The 17,958-nt window shown below is 74.2% G+C and carries 17 protein-coding genes; 5 read left to right on the top strand and 12 right to left on the bottom strand.

Annotation, left to right across the window (positions count from 1 at the left end; translation table 11 throughout):
* The first annotated feature begins 9 nt into the window (after positions 1–9).
* The gene (locus PIR53_14070) at positions 10–312 is read left to right on the top strand and encodes a DUF4333 domain-containing protein (GenBank protein WZH51138.1); all 303 of its coding nucleotides are present in this window, start codon (positions 10–12) and stop codon (positions 310–312) included.
* 527 nt (positions 313–839) lie between these two features.
* Positions 840–1,952 (top strand): HNH endonuclease signature motif containing protein, encoded by a 1,113-nt coding sequence (locus PIR53_14075; protein WZH51139.1) that lies wholly within the window; start codon positions 840–842, stop codon positions 1,950–1,952.
* 68 nt (positions 1,953–2,020) lie between these two features.
* Here PIR53_14075 and PIR53_14080 read toward each other — a convergent pair whose 3' ends face one another.
* From PIR53_14080 to PIR53_14130, 11 genes are all read right to left on the bottom strand, one after another.
* A complete protein-coding gene (locus tag PIR53_14080) occupies positions 2,021–2,284 on the bottom strand; it encodes a hypothetical protein (GenBank protein ID WZH51140.1) in 264 nt (87 codons plus the stop codon).
* Between the two features lie 145 nt (positions 2,285–2,429).
* Positions 2,430–3,482 (bottom strand): hypothetical protein, encoded by a 1,053-nt coding sequence (locus tag PIR53_14085; protein WZH51141.1) that lies wholly within the window; start codon positions 3,480–3,482, stop codon positions 2,430–2,432.
* Positions 3,479–4,075, bottom strand: a complete 597-nt coding sequence (locus PIR53_14090; protein WZH51142.1) for a sigma-70 family RNA polymerase sigma factor — start codon at positions 4,073–4,075, stop codon at positions 3,479–3,481. Before PIR53_14090 ends, PIR53_14085 begins: the two co-directional genes overlap by 4 nt.
* Before the next feature lie 47 nt (positions 4,076–4,122).
* Positions 4,123–4,593 carry a MerR family transcriptional regulator gene (locus PIR53_14095; GenBank protein ID WZH51143.1) on the bottom strand — a complete coding sequence of 157 codons (471 nt, stop codon included), beginning with the start codon at positions 4,591–4,593 and terminating at the stop codon, positions 4,123–4,125.
* Positions 4,593–5,744 (bottom strand): molecular chaperone DnaJ, encoded by a 1,152-nt coding sequence (gene dnaJ / locus PIR53_14100; protein WZH51144.1) that lies wholly within the window; start codon positions 5,742–5,744, stop codon positions 4,593–4,595. The genes PIR53_14095 and dnaJ overlap by 1 nt, the downstream gene beginning before the upstream one ends.
* A 79-nt stretch (positions 5,745–5,823) precedes the next feature.
* The gene (grpE, locus tag PIR53_14105) at positions 5,824–6,447 is read right to left on the bottom strand and encodes a nucleotide exchange factor GrpE (protein ID WZH51145.1); all 624 of its coding nucleotides are present in this window, start codon (positions 6,445–6,447) and stop codon (positions 5,824–5,826) included.
* Positions 6,444–8,294: a molecular chaperone DnaK gene (dnaK, locus tag PIR53_14110; GenBank protein WZH51146.1), complete on the bottom strand. Its 1,851-nt coding sequence runs from the start codon at positions 8,292–8,294 to the stop codon at positions 6,444–6,446. Before dnaK ends, grpE begins: the two co-directional genes overlap by 4 nt.
* 268 nt (positions 8,295–8,562) lie before the next feature.
* Positions 8,563–9,168, bottom strand: coding sequence for a hypothetical protein (locus PIR53_14115; GenBank protein ID WZH51147.1), 606 nt, complete (start codon positions 9,166–9,168; stop codon positions 8,563–8,565).
* Positions 9,169–9,283: 115 nt separating this feature from the next.
* On the bottom strand, positions 9,284–10,195 hold the full coding sequence (locus PIR53_14120) for a sucrase ferredoxin (protein ID WZH51148.1): 912 nt from the start codon (positions 10,193–10,195) through the stop codon (positions 9,284–9,286).
* Positions 10,196–10,202: 7 nt separating this feature from the next.
* A complete protein-coding gene (gene hutI, locus PIR53_14125) occupies positions 10,203–11,369 on the bottom strand; it encodes an imidazolonepropionase (protein WZH54461.1) in 1,167 nt (388 codons plus the stop codon).
* A 41-nt stretch (positions 11,370–11,410) separates the two neighbouring features.
* Positions 11,411–12,823, bottom strand: a complete 1,413-nt coding sequence (locus PIR53_14130; protein ID WZH51149.1) for a formimidoylglutamate deiminase — start codon at positions 12,821–12,823, stop codon at positions 11,411–11,413.
* A gap of 98 nt (positions 12,824–12,921) precedes the next feature.
* Here PIR53_14130 and PIR53_14135 point away from each other — a divergent pair, with 98 nt between their 5' ends.
* Positions 12,922–13,536 carry a nitroreductase family protein gene (locus PIR53_14135; protein ID WZH51150.1) on the top strand — a complete coding sequence of 205 codons (615 nt, stop codon included), beginning with the start codon at positions 12,922–12,924 and terminating at the stop codon, positions 13,534–13,536.
* Here PIR53_14135 and PIR53_14140 read toward each other — a convergent pair.
* Positions 13,471–14,775, bottom strand: coding sequence for a serine hydrolase (locus tag PIR53_14140; GenBank protein ID WZH51151.1), 1,305 nt, complete (start codon positions 14,773–14,775; stop codon positions 13,471–13,473). The two genes, PIR53_14135 and PIR53_14140, sit on opposite strands and share 66 nt — an antisense overlap.
* Positions 14,776–14,974: 199 nt before the next feature.
* On the opposite strand from PIR53_14140, the gene PIR53_14145 reads away from it, so the two are divergent.
* Both PIR53_14145 and PIR53_14150 read left to right on the top strand, forming a co-directional pair.
* Positions 14,975–16,357, top strand: a complete 1,383-nt coding sequence (locus tag PIR53_14145) for a M20/M25/M40 family metallo-hydrolase (protein WZH51152.1) — start codon at positions 14,975–14,977, stop codon at positions 16,355–16,357.
* On the top strand, positions 16,354–17,805 hold the full coding sequence (locus PIR53_14150; GenBank protein WZH51153.1) for an MFS transporter: 1,452 nt from the start codon (positions 16,354–16,356) through the stop codon (positions 17,803–17,805). The genes PIR53_14145 and PIR53_14150 overlap by 4 nt, the downstream gene beginning before the upstream one ends.
* Positions 17,806–17,958 lie beyond the last annotated feature (153 nt).

A 17,958-nucleotide genomic window follows, 5' to 3' on the forward strand; every position in this document is an offset into this window, starting at 1 on the left:
GTCCTCGCCATGAACCGACTTCTCGCCGCCGCTGCGACCGGCGCCTCCGTGCTCCTGCTGAGCGCCTGCTCGGGCGGCACCGTCGACCAGGACGACCTCGAGGAGCAGGTGAAGTCGTCCTTGACCGAGACCGTCGGCCAGGCGCCGAAGGACATCGACTGCCCCGACGAGCTCGAGGCGGAGGAGGGCGCCACTACCACCTGCGTGCTGACCGCCGACGACGACAGCACGATCGACGTCGACGTCGAGGTGACAGGCGTCGACGGCGACCGCGTCGACCTCGACATCCAGGTGGCCGACGAGGTCAACTGACGCGGTTGAGCGCGTCGAGTCGTCACCTACGCCGCGGTGGCGGTGAGGACGCGTCGCTGCGTACGTGGCAGCTCGACGACGACCCCGGGTCAGTCATCCACAGATCACCACCGAGAGGTGGTCGTCGCACGTTTGTTCGACTAGAGTGGGCGGCATGGATCGGGGGACCCACACCATTGCGACCGCGTTGATCGACGCGGTCCGCGAGCGCACGCGAGCGGCTCGTGTGGCGGAGGCGGCTGCCTTCGTCGCCGTGGGCGACTGGGCCGCTTTCCACACGTCGGACGCTGTGGTGGGTGATCCGATCACGGTGCTGGGCGAGTGGCACGACGAGCAGCACGTCGCGGCGTTGGCGGGGGATCAGTTCCTCGAGCTGGGCGGGCCGGGGGCGCCGGTGGTGGCGGAGTTCTGCATCGGCGAGATCGCCGCCGCCCGCGGCTCCTCGTTCGACGCTGCGCGACGTCTGGTGGGGGACGCGGTTGAGCTGCGGTACCGCCTCCCGCGCGTGCACGCCCGCATCGCCGCGGGTGAGGTCGACGTCTGGCGCGGCCCGGCGGATCGCCCAGGCCACCCGCTCCCTGACCGTCGAGGCAGCGAGCTTCGTGGACCGGCACATTGCGTACGTCGCGGGCAAGGCCACCGGCCCCGAGGTCGACCGCCTCGTCGCCGAAGCCGCAGCACTGTTCGACCCGGAGACCACCGAAGCCGAACGCCACGCGGCTGACGGCGGCCGGTACCTCGCCATCGACCTCGACGACCTCGCCTATGCGGACCCGTTGACCGGGACCCTGCGGGGCACGGTGAACGTCCACGGCTCGCTGGATTTGGCTGATGCGCTCGACCTGGAACGGACCGTCGCGCACGTTGCCCGCCAGCTCGCCGAGCTCGGGCACGACAGCGACCTCGACGTCCGCCGCTCCGTGGCCCTCGGCGAGATCGCCCGGCGCTGCGACGGCGTGACCACGCTGGAGTACGGCGCCGGTGAAGCGCCGAACGGAGACCAGCCACAGCCGGTCCAGCGGGCCCGGCGCGAGGTGGTGCTCTTCGTGCACCTCGACCAGGCCGCGATCACCGGCACCCTCAACGGCACCGGTCCCGGCATCGAAACCTGCACCGGCATGACCGGCATCGACCTCGCCCGGCTCGACACCCCGGGCGCACCTCGCGGGGTCGTCACCGTCGAGCAGGTCCAGACCTGGTGCGCCGCCCCAGACACGACGGTGACGGTCAAGCCGATCATCGACCTCAACCAGCACGACGCCGTCAACGGCTACACCCCACCCGACCGCATCGCCGACCACGTCCGCGCCGCATGGCCCCGCTGCGTCTTCCCCTACTGCACCCGCAGCTCGCGCACCGCCGACCTCGACCACAGCCACCCCTACGAGGCGGACGGCCCACCCGGCCAAACCTCCACCCGCAACCTGTTCCCGCTCTGCCGACGCCACCACCGCATGAAGACCCACCGCGAGATGACCACCGGCAACACATGGACCTACCGGCCCACCGACCCCAGCAGAGGCGAGCCACCGAACGCCCTCCTCTGGACCAGCCCCCTGGGCCAGCGCTACCTCGTCGACCACGACGGCACCCGACCCTGGCCACCACCAGGACCTGATCAAGAACCAGACGGCGCCTGACCAACAAGCACACCGCCGCCCGGCCACACCCCGTGGACGGGCGGCGAAACATGCCCGCGGGCGGTGGCTCAGATCCAGCGGGCGCCGATCTCGTCGTGGAGCTGCTGGGTCTTCTGCACCAGCAGGACCCCGTTCTCGACCTTGGTCTCGAGCCCGCACGCCTCGGCGATCCCGATGATGGCGTCGCGCGCCGCAGGATCGTCGGCGGAGCTGCCGCCGTCCCACAGCTGCAACCAGCGGTCGGTGGAGTCGTCGCTCCCGCAGTCGGCCCAGACACGGCAGATCATGTCGAGCTCGTCCTGGGTCATGGGGCGGGTGGGGGTGGCGTACACCGCGGTCTCCTCGTCTCTCGATGGGCGGGTCTGCTGTACCCCGGATCTCACCGTTCACGCCCGCGTTCCCCACCGGCTGCCCGGCGCGGCAGCTGCCGGCGCAGCACCGGGCGTGCCCCGGTGCCGCGCCGGCATCATCCGTACCTCACGGGCACTCGAGCCCCGTCCTCTCCGCGAGCTGCGCCGGGGTGTCGCCGCGGCCGAGGGCGAGCGCGGTCTCGTCGAGCACGTAGGTGTAGTCGCCCTCGACGTCCATGGCCTGCGCGAACGGCGCCGTGCGGGCGGACGACAGGGCGGTGACGGCCGCGGCGCTGTCGCCACCGGCGTCCACCTCCGCCACCCACCCGCAGACGAGGGTGTCGACGGCGGCGACGCCGAGCGTGTACGTCGTGGCCACTGCCGCGCCGTCCAGGTCGGCCACCGCCTGGGTCACCGCCGCACCGCGGTCGAGCCCCGGCGGCAGGTCGACGGTCGCGAACAGCGCGTCGAGCGCGGCGGGCTGGTCGGCGGCGAGCACGACGTCGTCGGGGAGGTGCGCCGCCAGCTCGTCTGCGGGGACGGGCTGCAGCACGTCGAGCACCGCGGGCAGCCCCGCGGCGTCGACCCCCGCGACCCGCACCTCGAGGAAGAAGGCACCCACGGGTTCCGCGATGACGGCGTGTTCGTCGGGACCGTAGTCGACCCGCTCGGCGGGGCTCCCGAGCAGCGTGAGCGCGGTCGGTGCCGACACATCCGCGCGGTCCTCGCGGTAGGAGTCGTGCAGGCGGGCAGGACGCTGGTGGATGTCCACCTGCACCCCGCCGGGCGCGTCGTAGCTGAGCTCCCGCTCGTCCCCGGCGTCCCGCACGTAGGTGAGCTCCCACGCCGGGTCGCTCGCGACGACCCAGTCGCCGTCCGCGTAGACGCCGGTGCCGACCGCGGAGGCACTGGAGGATCCGGCGTCCCGCTCCTCGGGACCCCCGTCCCCCAGGAGCAACGGACCGAGGCCGATGAGCGCGACGGTGGAGGCGGCGGCGAGACCCACGAGCGCCGTACGCCGCGGGGTCCGCCACGCCGCCGGCACCCGCCGGGTCGCGGGCTCGGCCCGCAGCAGCTCGCCCAGCAGGGCCTGGCGCCCCTCGTGCAGGGGCAGGTCGCGCACCTCCTCGTCGGTGAGCGGGGGCGGCAGCAGCCGTCGGAGGTCGTCGGTGGCGGTCATCGGGACTCCCCGGGGGTGAGGTCGGTCGTGGGCACGGCGTCGGGCGTCAGCTCGCGCAGGCGGCGTCGGGAGCGGGAGAGGCGGGTGCGGACGGCGATCGCGGAGGTGCCGAGCACCTCGGCGATCTCCCGGGGCTCCAGGCCCTCCCAGGCCGCGAGCTCGAGCACCTCGCGGTCACGGGCGGCGAGCCGCGACAGGGCGTCGGCCGCCGCGAGGTGCTCGGTCACCGCGGTGGCGTGGTCGGGGACGACGACGCTGAGCTGGTGGCGGAGCCGGTCGCCGAGCGCGACCCGGCGCGAACCGCCCCGGCGGTGGTTGTCGAGGGTGCGGCGGGCGACGCCGTACAGCCACAGCCGCGTGCGCGGCTCCGCAGGCACGTCGGCGATCCGCCGCCACGCGACGAGGAACGTCTCGGCGACCACGTCGGCCGCGTCCTCGCTCACCTCGACGCGGCGCAGCGCGTAGCCCAGCATGGCGTCGAAGTGCGCGGCGTACAGGCGTTGGAACCGCTCCGCGACCGGCTCCTCGTCGTCGAGGAGGCCGCCGGACGGCGGTGGCGGGTCGTGCGTCGGGTCGTCGGCGTGCTCGGTCATCAGGATCATGCTCCGTACGTGTCCGGCACCCGAGCCGGCGTTGCACCTCAGCCGCGGTTGCGTCGCCAGACCACGAGCGACTGGCCCGGGTCGGGCCCGCGGAGCACCGGCAGGTTCGCCGGGCGGACCGGCGCCGCCGGCGCTGTCGTACGGCGCTGGGCGAGCGCCTGCCGGAGCGCGTCGCGCGTCGCCTCGAGCTCGGCGGCCAGCTCGTCGTTACGGGCCCGCAGCGCGGCGAGGTGGTTCTCGAGGTCGAGGATGCGACGGACGCCCTCGATGCCCGTCCCGGCCGCCGTGAGCTCGGCGATGTCGCGGAGCCGGTCGACGTCGCGCGCCGAGTAGCGACGCCCACCGCCGCCGGTGCGGCCCGGGTTGATGAGACCCATCCGCTCGTAGGCGCGCAGCGTCTGCGGGTGCAGCCCGGTCAGCTCCGCCGCGACGGAGATGACGAAGACGGCCGCGTCGGGGTCGGGCGGCCCGGGACGCCGCGGACCACCCGCACCACCCGGACCGGCCATCACGACTCCTCGAACAGTCCGGCCCGCAACGGCTTGCCGGCCACGGCAGCACGGTAGTTCTCGATCGCCTCGCGCGCCGCCGGATCCAGCGTGGCGGGCACCTGGACCTCGACGGTGGCGAGCAGGTCACCGACGGTCCCGTCCGCGCGTCGCGCCCCCTTGCCGCGCACCCGGAAGGTGCGGCCGTTCGGCGTGCCCGGCGGGATCCGGAGCGTCACCGGCGCACCACCGAGGGTGGGCACCTTGATCTCGGCGCCGAGGGCGAGCTCGTCGAAGCCGACCGGTACGTCGAGGGTGAGGTTGTCGTCCTTGCGGCCGAACAGGCGGTGGCCGGCCACCTTGACGGTGACGAACAGGTCGCCCGCGGGACCACCGTTCTCCCCCGGCGCACCCTTGCCGCGGAGGCGGATGCGCTGGCCGTCCTTGACGCCGGCCGGGATGCGGGCCTGGATGGTGCGCGCCGCCGTGCCGCGACCCGAGCCGTGGCAGGTGGGGCAGGACTCGTCGTACACCAGCTGGCGGCCGTGGCAGACCGGGCAGGTCTCGTTCATCGAGAACGCCCCGCCCACGGAGCCGGTGATGTAGCCCGCGCCCTCGCACTCGGTGCAGATGTGCGGCTTCGTGCCGGGCTTGCCGCCCGTGCCGCTGCACGTCGAGCACGCGGCCTCGCTGCTCAGCCGCAGGGAGATGGTGACGCCCTCGAGGGCGTCGGTGAAGCTGATGGTCGCCGTGCTCTCGACGTCGGCGCCCTTCGTGGCGCGGCTGCGGGTCTGCTGCCGACGCCCGAAGAGGTCGCCGAACATGTCGCCCAGACCACCGGCACCGCCGGCGCCTCCGCGGTCGCGCAGCAGGTCGGACAGGTCGAAGCCCCCTCCGCCACCGCCGCCGAAGCCACCCCCGAAGCCACCCCCGAAGGACGGCGCGGACCGGATGTCGTCGTACTGCTTGCGCTTCGCCGGGTCACCGATGACGTCGTAGGCCTCGGCGACCTTCTTGAACGTCTCGTGCTTGGCGGTGTCCCCGGGGTTCGAGTCGGGGTGGTTGGCGCGCGCGAGCTTGCGGTAGGCCTTCTTGATGTCGTCGGCGGAGGCGTCCTTGCCCACCCCGAGCACCTTGTAGAAGTCCTTCGTCGCCCAGTCGGCGTTGCTCATCCGCGCACCTCCTCGAGAGTTCGGTCGTCAGTCGTGGGTCCGCCGGGCCCGGGAGGTCCCGGGCCCGGCGGAGCGGTCGTCAGTCCTCGGGATCGACGACCAGCACCTGCGCCGCGCGCACCACGCGGTCACCGATGCGGTAGCCCGCCTTCGCGACCACCTTCACCGTCTGCACGGTGACGTCCGCATCGGTGCCGAGGTGCGACAGCGCCTCGTGCAGGTTGGGGTCGAACGCGTCGCCCGGCGCGCCGAAGCGGGTCAGGCCCTGCGCGCCCACGACACGCTCCAGCTGGTCGGCCACCGCCTTGAAGCCGCCCTCGAGGGGGCCGTGCTCCTGGGCGCGGTCGATCGTGTCGAGCACCTCGATGACGGGGGTGAGCACCTTGTACGCCGCGTTCTGCGCCAGCAGCTCGCGGTCGCGCTCGACCCGTCGCTTGTAGTTGAGGAACTCCGCCTGCAGCCGCTGGAGGTCGGCCGTGCGCTCGGCCAGCTCCATCTGCGTCACGGCCAGCTCGTCGGACGCCGCCGTGTGCTCGGCCGGCTCGGCCTCGGCCTGCGGGGCCTCGGCCTGCGGGGCCTCGGCCTGCGGGTCCTCGGGCTCGTGCACGTCCGGGGCGTCACCCTCGGCGATGTGCGACTCCGTCGGCTCCTCCACCGACGGGTCGTTCACCTCCTCGCGGTCACCGTCACCGGGAGCGGTCACTTGCTCTCACCCTCGGGGGTCTCGTCGACGATCTCGGCGTCGACGACGTCGTCGTCGGCCTCGCCCGTCGAGCCGGTGCTCCCACCGGCTGCGGCCTGGTCGGCCTCGGCCTGCGCGTAGAGCGCGGCGCCCATCTTCTGGCTCGAGGTGTTGAGCTTCTGGACGCCGGCCTCGATCTCCTCCGACGTCGCGTCCTCCTTGGCGAGGGTCTCCTTGAGCGCGTCGACGTCGGCCTGCACCTCGGTCTTCACGTCCTCGGGCAGCTTCTCGGCGTTCTCGCCGAGGAACTTCTCGGTCGTGTAGACGAGCTGGTCGGCGGTGTTGCGGGCCTCGACCGCGGCGCGACGCTGGGCGTCCTCCTCGGCGTACTGCTCGGCCTCCTTCACCATGCGGTCGATCTCGTCCTTGCCGAGCGCCGAGCCGCCGGAGATCGTCATCGACTGCTCCTTGCCGGAGCCCTGGTCCTTCGCCGAGACGTGGACGATGCCGTTGGCGTCGATGTCGAACGTGACTTCGATCTTCGGCACGCCGCGCGGGGCCGGCGGGAGGCCGGTCAGCTCGAAGTTGCCGAGCGGCTGGTTCTGCGCCCAGATCTGGCGCTCGCCCTGCGCGACCTTGATCTCGACGGACGGCTGGTTGTCGTCGGCCGTCGTGAAGATCTCGCTGCGCTTCGTCGGGATCGTCGTGTTGCGCTCGATGAGGGTGGTCATGATGCCGCCCTTCGTCTCGATGCCGAGGCTCAGCGGCGTGACGTCGAGGAGCAGCACGTCCTTGACCTCGCCCTTGAGCACACCGGCCTGGAGCGCGGCACCGAGGGCCACGACCTCGTCGGGGTTGACGCCCTTGTTGGGCTCCTTGCCGCCGAGCAGCTCCTTGACGAGCTCCGGCACGGCCGGCATGCGGGTCGAGCCGCCGACGAGCACCACGTGGTCGATCGCGGAGACCGCGACGCCGCCGTCCTTCAGCACCTGCTGGAACGGCGCCTTGGTGCGGTCGAGCAGGTCGGAGGTGATGCGCTGGAACTCGCCGCGCGTCAGCTTCTCCTCGAAGTGGAGCGGGCCGGACTCGCCGTGCGTGATGTAGGGCAGGTGGATCGTGGTCTCGCTCGAGGAGGAGAGCTCGATCTTCGCCTTCTCCGCGGCCTCCTGGAGGCGCTGCGCGGCGATCTTGTCGGCGGCCAGGTCGACGCCGTTGGCGTCCTTGAACTTCTTGACCATCCACTCGACGATGCGCTTGTCCCAGTCGTCGCCACCGAGCTCGTTGTCGCCGCTCGTGGCCTTGACCTCGACGACGCCCTCGCCGATCTCCAGCAGCGAGACGTCGAACGTGCCGCCACCGAGGTCGAAGACGAGGATGGTCTGGTCGTCGCCCTTGTCGAGGCCGTAGGCTAGCGCGGCCGCCGTCGGCTCGTTGACGATGCGCTGCACGTTGAGGCCCGCGATCTCGCCGGCCTCCTTCGTGGCCTGGCGCTGGGCGTCGGAGAAGTAGGCCGGGACGGTGATGACCGCGTCGGTCACCGTCTCACCCAGGTAGGCCTCCGCGTCGCGCTTCAGCTTCTGCAGCACGAAGGCGCTGATCTGCTGGGGCGTGAAGGTCTTGTCGTCGAGCTTGGTCTTCCAGTCCGTGCCCATGTGGCGCTTGACGGAGCGGATGGTGCGGTCGACGTTGGTGACCGCCTGACGCTTGGCGACCTCGCCGACGAGGACCTCGCCGGACTTGGAGAACGCGACGACCGAGGGGGTCGTGCGGGCGCCCTCGGCGTTCGCGATCACCGTGGGCTCTCCGCCCTCGAGGACCGCGACGACCGAGTTCGTCGTACCGAGGTCGATGCCGACTGCGCGAGCCATGTGTGCCTCCTGCTGCGTGGGTTGCTGACGTGGATGTCCGTCGGGCCGGTCCGTCAGGCGCTGCGAGCGTCGAGCGCCCCGGCGCACCGGGCGTGTTGTCCATGGTGCGTCGCCGGACGACGTCTCGCAAGTTACCTGAGTCGGTTCGACTCAACTTTCTTGCCAGGCATAACGCCGGCGGCGGCAGGATCATCCCGCGTCGGGGTGTGGCGCCCGTCACCACGGGCGGCGCCGGGGGTCGTGGCCGCCAGCGCAGGTCAGGCGGGCGTCACTCGATGGTGACGCTGACCTCGTTGGAGGTGACGCCGGTCGACGGGTCGATCGCACGGATGCGGTTCTCTCCCGGCCGACCGAGGGCGATGTAGGTGCTGAACAGCTCGCCGGAGACGGCGGCGTTGGCGGCGATGTCGTTCCAGCTTCCGTCGGTGAAGCGCTGGATGGTGAGGATCGCCCCGTCCCCGCCGGTGTAGATGCCCGACACGTCGATCCGCTCCATGGGGCCGGCGGTCGTCCGGCTGACCTGCAGGGTGAGCTCCCCCTCGGCGGCCTCGGTGGTCGTGGTCGTCGTGGGCTCGGTCGGCTCCGCGGGAGCGGACCCCTCCTCGCCCTCTCCCTCGTCCCCGGGCGTGAGGGTGATGAGCGGGCCGCTGGCGGTCGCCGTCTCGGTGACCGGCGGGAGCGAGAGCGTGGGCTCGACGGCCGCGCCACCGCCGCCTCCGCCGCCCCCGCCGTTCAGGCCGAACACGCGGGCACCGCCGAGGGCGACCACGCCCACGATGAGACCGACGATGAGACTCACGCCGACGAGCGCGATGACGCCCACCAGGACCGGCCGGTCCTCCGTCTCGTCCACCACGTCGTCGACTCCCGTCACGTCGGCTCCGGGGCCCCACGGCCTCCGCGTCGAGCCATTGTCGTCGGCGGGCGCCCGGGCGCCAACACCGACCCGCGCACCGACCCGCGCACCGGCCCGCGCACCGGCCCGCGCCTCAGGCCCCCCGCGGTCGCAGCGCGACCTCGTGGACCGGCGTCGCCTTCAGCTTCGCGTCACCGCAGCTCGCGGGGCTCGGGACCCCGGGACGCGACGTCACCGCGGCGTACCAGCGCTGCCCCGCACCGCGCACCTCCAGCTCCACCCCGCCCGCGCCCGTGTCCACGACGGCGACGGCGTCGAGGCCCGTCAGCCCGAGCCGGCGCCGCAGCGCGAGCTCGGCGACCTGCGCGGACGCCGGCCGCCCGGTGCGCCCGCGGGTCACGTCCAGCGGGAGGCGTCCGGCCTCCAGCTCCGCGCACGCGGCGAGGGCCGTCGCCGGGTCGAGTCGGCCGAGGGCCACCCCGGCGGGCAGGGCGAGCAGCGTCGCCGAGAACCGGTGCCCCCCGAGGTGCGTCGTCTCCCAGGTGGCCTCCGGCCAGCGCTCGGCGAGCGCCGCGGCGACCGGACGGCCCAGCTCCGCGCAGCACACGTCGCGGCGGCCGTTGGTGCAGACCAGCCAGAGGGGACCGCCGTACGGCGCCGCCCCGGCCAGGCGCCCGGCCGCCAGGTCCGCGGGGTCGTGGTCGAGGAGGGCCCGCAGGTCGTCGACCTCCAGCCGCGTGACGACGAGCGCGCCACCCGGTCCGCCGGGCCGCGCCGCCAGCACGGTGCGCCCCGCTCCGGTAGCTACCGCCGAGCGACCCGGCCGACGCACGAGCTGCACCCGCACGTCGGGCGCCCCGGGCGCCACGTGGGCACCGAGCCCGCCGAGCAGCGCGGCGACGTCGTCGGGAAGGTCGCTCTCGCGCAGCGCCTTGCGGCCCCACGGGCCGGGTTGCTCGACGAGGAGCCAGACGCCCTCGCCGGGCGCGGTGCCCGCCTGGTCCTCGCCGGCGGCGGCGCTGAGGGCGGTGCAGCGGTCGGTCACCCGGCCATCATGACGCGCCCGCGTGGGGCAGCACCGGCCGCCCGCGCTGCCACACGCCCGCGACGAGGGGGACGCCCGGCCGGTAGGCAAGGTGAGCGTGGCTCGGCGCGTCGAGCAGCACGAGGTCGGCGCGCGCCCCCGGGACGATGCGGCCGACGTCGTCGCGCGCCAGCGCCCGCGCTCCGCCGCGCGTCGCGGCCAGCACGGCCTCGGTGGGGGTCGTGCCCATCTCGCGGACCGCCAGCGCGACGCAGAAGGGCAGCGAGCTGGTGAAGCTCGACCCCGGGTTGCAGTCCGAGGCGAGGGCGACGTGCACGCCGGCGTCGAGCAGCCGCCGGGCGTCGGGGTAGGGCTGCCGCGTCGAGAACTCGACCCCGGGGAGCAGGGTCGCCGTCGTGCCGGAGTCCGCGAGCGCCGCCACGTCGGCGTCGTCGAGGTAGGTGCAGTGGTCGACCGCCGCCAGCCCCAGCTCGCAGGCCAGCCGCACGCCCGGACCCGGGCCGAGCTGGTTGGCGTGGAGGCGACCGCCGAGCCCCACCGCGGCTCCGGCGGCCAGCACCGCCCGCGCCTGGTCGACGTCGAACGCACCGGTCTCGCAGAACACGTCGATCCAGCGGGCATGGGGCGCGCACGCCTCGAGCATCGGACCGGTGACGAGGTCGACGTACGCCGCGGGGTCGCCCGGGCTGCCGTCGGATCCGTCCGGCACCACGTGGGCGCCGAGGTAGGTCGTCTCCTCGGTCAGCCGTCGGGCCACCGCGAGGCTGCGGGCCTCGTCACGCACCGTCAGCCCGTAGCCCGACTTGATCTCGACCGTCGTCGTGCCCTGGCGCAGCATCTCGGTCACGAGGCGGCTCGCGCCGGCCAGCAGGGCCTCGTCGGACGCCGCCCGCGTGGCGGCCACGGTCGTGCGGATGCCACCCGCGGCGTACCGCTCCCCCGCCATCCGGGCCGTGAACTCGGCCGCCCGGTCGCCCGCGAAGACGAGGTGGGCGTGGGAGTCCACGAATCCGGGGACGACGGCACGTCCGCCCGCGTCGACGTGGACGTCGGCCGCGAGCGCAGCGGACCGCGCCTCCTCGGCCGTGCCGACCCACGCGACACGGTCGCCCTCGAGCACGACGGCGGCCCGCTCGAGCACGAGCGGGAGCTCGGGCCCCTCGTCGTCCGGCAGGCGCCCGGTGAGGAGCTCACCGATGCCGGTGAGCAGCACGCTCACGGGCGCACCTCCGCTGGACGCACCTCGGCTGGACGCACCTCGGCGATCGCCGTGATCGCCTCCGCCAGGAGCGCGCCCACCGCGGGTGCGTCGGCCGCCCGGTGCACGACCCGCCCGTCGGCCACGACGTGGACCACGTCGGCGGCGCTCGCGGCGAAGACGGCCGTGTGCTCGTCGGCCCCGGTGCCCGCCGTGCGGGGCGAGGCCGTGTCGAGGGTGACGAGGTCCGCCCGAGCCCCGACCGCGATGCGCCCCGCGTCGCGCACGCCGAGCGAGGCGTGGCCGTCGACGGTGGCGGCGGCGAGCAGCTCGGCGGCCGTGAAGTGGCCGCGGCGGCGCGCCGCCAGCCGCTCGTGCATCTCGACGGCCCGCATCTCCTCGAACGGGTCGACGACCGCGTGGCTGTCGCTGCCGAGGGTGAGTCTCGCTCCGGCGTCGACGAGCGCACGGGCGGGCCCGATGCCGTCGCCCAGGTCGCGCTCGGTGGTGGGGCAGAACGCGACGTAGGCGCCCGCGGACCCGAGCGTCCCGACGTCGGCGGGGGTGAGGTGGGTGGCGTGCACGAGGCTCGTCATCGGGCCCAGCATGCCGTGGCGGGCCAGGAGCCCGGTCGGGGTCAGGCCCGTGGCCGCACGGCACTGCTCGTTCTCCGCCACCTGCTCGGAGAGGTGGACGTGGAGCGGCTCCGCGCCCCCGCCGACGCCGGCGCGCCCGAGCTCCGCGAGCGCGGCCGGGGGCACGGCGCGCACGGAGTGCAGGGCGGTGCCGACGCGCGCGGGGGCGTCGTGCTCGGCGACCGCGCGCCGCAGGTCCGCGTGGCGGCGGAGCCACGCGGCGGCCGAGCCGTCGTCGAAGCGTCGCTGGACACCCTCGGTCGGCCGCCCGAACCCGGCCGCCAGGTAGCACGTGTCGAGCAGGGTCATCCGCATCCCGACCTCGGCCGCGGCCTCCACCACGGCGAGCGCCATGGCGTGCGGACCGCCGTCGGCCGCGCCGTACGGGGTCCCGTCGGGCCGGTGGTGCACGTAGTGGAACTCGCCCACGCTCGTGATCCCGGCCGCGAGCATCTCGCGGAGGACGGCGCGGGCGAGCAGCCGGTACGACGCGGGGTCGAGGCGCGCGGCGAGGCCGTACATGTCGTCGCGCCACGTCCAGAACGAGCCACCGCCGCGCTGCACCCGCCCCCGCAGGGCGCGGTGGAACAGGTGGGAGTGGGTGTTCGCGAGGCCCGGGAGCGTCAGGCCCGCGAGGCGCTCGGCCCCCGCGGCCGCCGCGTCGTCGGGCCCCTCCGCGCGGCGTACCTCGACGAAGCGCCCGCGCTCGATGCGCACGACGACGTCGTCGTGCACCCGGGGCGCCTGACCGGGCAGGGCGAGCCACACGCGCTCGAGGCGGTAGGTCGTCGTCACGTGCCGATCCCACGCCCCGCGGGCGGCGGGGTCAACGCGCACGGACGCGGCGGCGTCTCGGATGCGAGACGGCGCGACGACCTGAGAGGGTGGCCCCCATGGAGTTCTCCGAGGTGGTGCGCCGGCGGCGCATGGTGCGCCGGTACGCCGACCGTCCCGTCGACCCCGCTCTCGTCGACCGCATGCTCGAGCACGCCACGCGCGCACCCAGCGCCGGCTTCAGCCAGGGGTGGGCCTTCCTCCGGCTCGACACGCCCGTGGACGTCGCCCGGTTCTGGGAGGTGACGACGCCCGAGCACGCCGACCCGGAGAGCCGCTGGTTGACCGGTATGCGGTCGGCGCCCGTCGTGATCGTGCCCCTCACCTCGAAGGACGCCTACCTCGACCGCTACGCCGCCCCCGACAAGGGCTGGACCGACCGCGACGAGGCGCGCTGGCCGGTGCCGTACTGGTACGTCGACGCCGGCATGGCGACCCTCCTCATCCTGCAGACGGTCGTCGAGGAGGGCCTGGGCGCCTGCTTCTTCGGCATCACGCCCTCCCGGGTCGACGACTTCCGCGCGGCGTTCGGCGTGCCCGCGGCCTACCAGCCCCTCGGTGCGATCACCATCGGTCACCGCCACCCCGACGACACCGGGTCCCGCGGGTCACCGGCGCGGCGGGAGCGGCGCGCTGTCGACGAGGTCGTGCACCGGGGCTACTGGGGCGGCTGAGCGCGCCCCCGGCGCCGCGTCGTCGGCGCACGTCTGGAGCAGGGCCTCGCCCACGAGGGCGTTGAAGGCCGACAGGTCGGGCGTCACCGTGTCGAGGTCGCGGCCGGTCACGGCGACCGTGACGGACCGCTGCCCGTCGGCCGAGGCGTAGGAGACCGTCCAGGTGCCGTAGCTCGCACCGTCGTGGCCGTGGAGGTAGCTCCCCGGCTCGCAGGGGTCGGGCACCCGGTAGCTGCCCAGCCCGTAGGCCAGCGGCTCCGTCGCGACCACCTGACGCATGAGCCGCACCGAGCCCGCACCGAGGAGCGTGCCGGTGCCGAGGGCCCGCTGGAAGCGGTTGAGGTCCTCCGCCGTCGTGACGAGTCCGCCGGCCGCGCCGAACATGGTGGGGTCGAAGACGGACAGGTCGACGCGCTCGCCGTACATCGTCGCGTACTCCGTGAGGGCGTCCGCGGGCAGTCGGGAATCGTCGGGCAGCGAGGTCCGCCACATGCCGGCCGGCACCAGCACCCAGCTCCGCAGCAGGTCGCCGAGCCGCTGGCCGGTGACACGCTGGAGCAGCTCGCCGACGACCACGAAGCCGGTGTTGGAGTAGGCGAACTCGCCGCGCGGCGTCCAGGGCGCACCGGCCCCGTAGGCGATCAGCTCGGCGGGCTCGCGGGGCTCCGCGAGGACCTCGAGGAACCGCTCGGTCGAGTAGTCGTCACCGCTCTCGGCGACGAGCAGCGGCGTCAGGTACTCCGGCAGCCCGGCCGTGTGGCTCAGCAGCTCCTGCACGGTCACGTCGCCGTGCTCGCCGAGGAGGCCCGGCGCGACGTCGTCCACCGTCGTGTCCAGCCGCCACAGCCCCCTCTCCTGGGCCTTCAGCGCGAGCACGGCCGTCAGCATCTTCGTCGTGCTCGCGGAGCGGAACCGGTCGCGCGGCTGCGCGGGCTCCGACGACGCCAGGTCACGCACCCCGTCGGCGCCCGACCACCGCCCACGCTCGCCGCGGACCTCGCCGACCACCGCGACGTGCTCCTCGTCGACCGCCGCGGCCATCGCGGCTTCGAGCGCCGCCGTGTCGTAGGGCAACGGATCCGCCGCCTGCTGGCCCTGCTGGCCCTGTTGGACCTGCTCCGCGGTCGACGCCTGGGCCGCCACCGGCGCCAGCAGGGACATGACGGCGGCGCTCGCGAGCGTCGCCGCCCGGCGCGCGGAGCGCCGTCCGGTCGTGGTGGTGGTCGTCGTCGTGCTCATGCGTGCTCCCCCTTCGTGGCCGTGGCCACCCCGCCCGTCGGGGTCTGCCGAGATCAGGCCCTGGTCGACTGGTCCAGACCACCGTAGGGCCGCCCACCGACGGTCCTCCCCTGACGAATGTCACGACCTGGGGACGGCTGTGGAGAGCCGGCCCGCGCGCCCCGGCAACGGGAGTACGGTGCGCCGGAGGAGGCAGCCGATGACGACCAGCACCCCTGCCGGGGAGCACCACGAGCCCGACCCGGGCCACCCCGCGGTGGCCGCCCTGCGGGCGGCGGTGCGGACCGCCACGGTCTCCCACCGCGACCCCGACCGGGTGGACACGACGACGTTCGACCGGCTCCACGCCGTGCTGGCCGAGCACTTCCCGCTGCTCCACGAGCGGCTGGAGCTCTTGCACGTCCCGCGGCAGGCCCTGCTGTTCCGCTGGCGCGGCCGCACCAACGCCGATCCGGTCGTGCTCATGGCCCACCTCGACGTCGTGCCCGTCGAGCCCGCGGACACGTGGACCCACCCGGCCTTCGACGCGGTCGTCGCGGACTCTCCCGAGGGCCTGGCCGTCTGGGGCCGCGGCACGCTCGACGACAAGGGCTGCGTCGTCGCGATCTGCGCGGCCGTCGAGCGGCTGCTGGCGAACGGTGCCACCCCCGAGCGCGACGTCTGGCTGTCCTTCGGCTGCGACGAGGAGGTCTCCGGCAGCTCCGCGGAGGCCGCCGTGGCCCACCTGCGGGACGCCGGCGTGACCCCCTGGTTCGTGCTCGACGAGGGCGGCGCTATCGCCGCGGGCGCCTTCCCCGGCGTGCGTCGCCCGATCGGCGTCGTCGGGGTGACCGAGAAGGGCACCTCGCTCTTCGAGCTGCGGGCCACGGGTCGCGGCGGTCACTCCTCGACCCCGGCCCGCAACGGCCCCACGGTGCGCGTCGCGCGGGCGGTCACCCGGGTCGACGCGGCCCCGATGGAGACACGGCTGCCGGCGCCGACGGTGGCGCTGCTGCACCGGATGGCGCCGCTGACGCCCCTGCCGCTGCGCCTGGCGCTCGGCGCCGTCGGCGGCCGGCTCACCCCGGCCCTGGCCCGCGCGCTCCAGGCCGCCGGCCCGGAGGCGGCGGCCATGACCCGCACGACGCTCGCGACCACGATGCTGTCCGGCTCGCCCGCCGCCAACGTCATCGCCTCCACCGCGACGGCGACCGTCAACGCCCGCATCCTGGTGGGCGACACCGTCGCGAGCGTCGCCGAGCACCTGCGCCGCGTGGTCGGCGCGGGGGTGGAGGTCACGGTCGTCGAGGCGGGCGAGCCGAGCCCCGTGTCGCCCTACGAGGACGACCCGGCCTTCGCCCTGCTCGAGCGCACGATCACCGCGGTCTACCCCGAGGCCGTCCCCGCGCCGTACGTGATGATGGCGGCGACCGACTCCCGCCACTTCACCGCGATCTGCGAGCGCGTCTACCGCTTCGCGCCCTTCCCCATGAGCAAGGCGCAGCGGGAGTCGATCCACTCCTACGACGAGCGGATCACGGTCGACGGCTTCCTCGCGGGCGTGGACTGGTACGCCGCGCTCCTGACCGGGCTGCCGGCGTGAGCGCCCCGGTGGTGGAGGCCGGCCCCGGCCGGGCCGTCGTCCCCGGCCTGTGGGCCGTCGTGGGGTTCCTCGTCGCGGTGGAGGTCGCGAGCGGGATCCTCCAGGGCTACTACACGCCGATCTTCACCGACATCGCCGACCACCTCGGGATCCGCGAGGGCGACGTCAACTGGTTCGAGGCCGCGCAGCTCATGCTGTCGGCGCTCGCCGTCCCGCTGCTGTCCCGGCTCGGCGACCTCTGGGGCCACCGCAACGTGCTGCTGCTCTCGACGGCGATCACCGCGGTGGGCTCGTGGGTGCTCGTGTTCTCGCCCGGCTTCACCACGTTCCTCGTCGGGTGGGCACTGCAGGGCGCCTACGTGGTGTGGCTGCCCGTGGAGGTGGCGATCATCCACCGCCGCACGGCGGGCACCGGTCAGCAGGGGCGCCTCACCCGGCGTGCCGCGGCGCTCCTCGTGGCCGCCCTCGAGGCGGGCGTGATCCTCGGCGCGCTCACGAGCGGCGCCCTCGTCGAGGCCACCTCGATGCCGGTGCTCCTCGCGCTCCCGGCGATCACCGTCACCGTCTGCTTCGTGGTCGTCTGGTTCGGCATCGAGCGGGCGCCCGGGGTCGCGACGGGCGACTACGACTACGCGGGCGTGGGCCTGCTGAGCATCGTGCTCGGGCTCGTCATGGGTGGGCTGGTGCTGGTGCGCCTGCAGGGCGTCGGGTCGCCGTGGCCCTGGGTGCTCGTGCTCGCCGGCGTCGTCGCGACCGTCGTGCTGGTGCGCTACGAGGCCGGGGTCGAGGAGCCGCTCATCGACGTCCGGCTCCTGGCCGTGCCGGCCCAGTGGTCCGTGCAGCTGACCGCCTTCCTCTTCGGCATGAGCGTGCTGGGCGCGCAGATCCCGCTCTCGACCTTCGCGCGGGCCGATCCCGACGAGGTGGGTTACGGGCTCGGCGCCAGCGCCGGCTTCGTCTCGACGCTGGTGGGGGTCTACGTGGTGTCGCTGCTCGTCGGTGCGCTGCTGCTGCCCCTCGCCTCCCGTCTCCTCGGGCCGCGCGGCGCCATGATCGGCGGCATGCTGCTGGTGGCGATCGGCTACGGGCTCTTCGTGCCGCTGCACGACTCGACGGCGCAGCTGCTCGCCAACCTCGGGGTCGCCGGCATCGGGTCCGGCCTGCTCGTCGCTGCCCTCCCGGCCGCAGCCGCCGCCGCGGCACCGCCCGACCGCACGGGGTTCGCGACCGGCATGACGAACGCGACGAAGACCGTGGGCGGCGCGATCGCCTCGGCCGTGTTCGCCATCGCCCTCACCTCGACGGGGTCACTCGACGAGCCCGGCGTCGGGGCTGCGCCCTTGTCGGGGTACCTGACGGTGTGGACCGTGTGCTCGGCCAGCGCGCTCGTGGGCGCCCTCCTCCTCCTGGTGGCACGCCGACAGCCGGAGGCCACCCCGATCGGGTGAGGCGCTGCGCTGTTGCTGAGCCCGGGTTGCGGACATCTACGGCTCTTGACGAGTTCCTGCGGGGATCGTCCGTCGGCGCACAGCCTTCGCCGAGGGAGCCCGGCTAGATTCGTCGTGCGCGGTCGTCCCCATCCCCCGACGGACGATCGCCCG

It is taken from the genome of Nocardioides alkalitolerans, from assembly GCA_038184435.1.
GTDB lineage: Bacteria > Actinomycetota > Actinomycetes > Propionibacteriales > Nocardioidaceae > Nocardioides > Nocardioides alkalitolerans_A.

Excerpts from the sequence above, each read along its gene's own strand:
- dnaJ (WZH51144.1), bottom strand. The coding sequence starts at position 5,744 with ATGAGCAACGCCGACTGGGCGACGAAGGACTTCTACAAGGTGCTCGGG.
- PIR53_14140 (WZH51151.1), bottom strand. The coding sequence starts at position 14,775 with ATGAGCACGACGACGACCACCACCACGACCGGACGGCGCTCCGCGCGC.
- PIR53_14135 (WZH51150.1), top strand. The coding sequence starts at position 12,922 with ATGGAGTTCTCCGAGGTGGTGCGCCGGCGGCGCATGGTGCGCCGGTAC.
- PIR53_14145 (WZH51152.1), top strand. The coding sequence starts at position 14,975 with ATGACGACCAGCACCCCTGCCGGGGAGCACCACGAGCCCGACCCGGGC.
- PIR53_14070 (WZH51138.1), top strand. The coding sequence starts at position 10 with ATGAACCGACTTCTCGCCGCCGCTGCGACCGGCGCCTCCGTGCTCCTG.
- PIR53_14095 (WZH51143.1), bottom strand. The coding sequence starts at position 4,593 with ATGGCCGGTCCGGGTGGTGCGGGTGGTCCGCGGCGTCCCGGGCCGCCC.
- PIR53_14090 (WZH51142.1), bottom strand. The coding sequence starts at position 4,075 with ATGACCGAGCACGCCGACGACCCGACGCACGACCCGCCACCGCCGTCC.
- PIR53_14085 (WZH51141.1), bottom strand. The coding sequence starts at position 3,482 with ATGACCGCCACCGACGACCTCCGACGGCTGCTGCCGCCCCCGCTCACC.
- dnaK (WZH51146.1), bottom strand. The coding sequence starts at position 8,294 with ATGGCTCGCGCAGTCGGCATCGACCTCGGTACGACGAACTCGGTCGTC.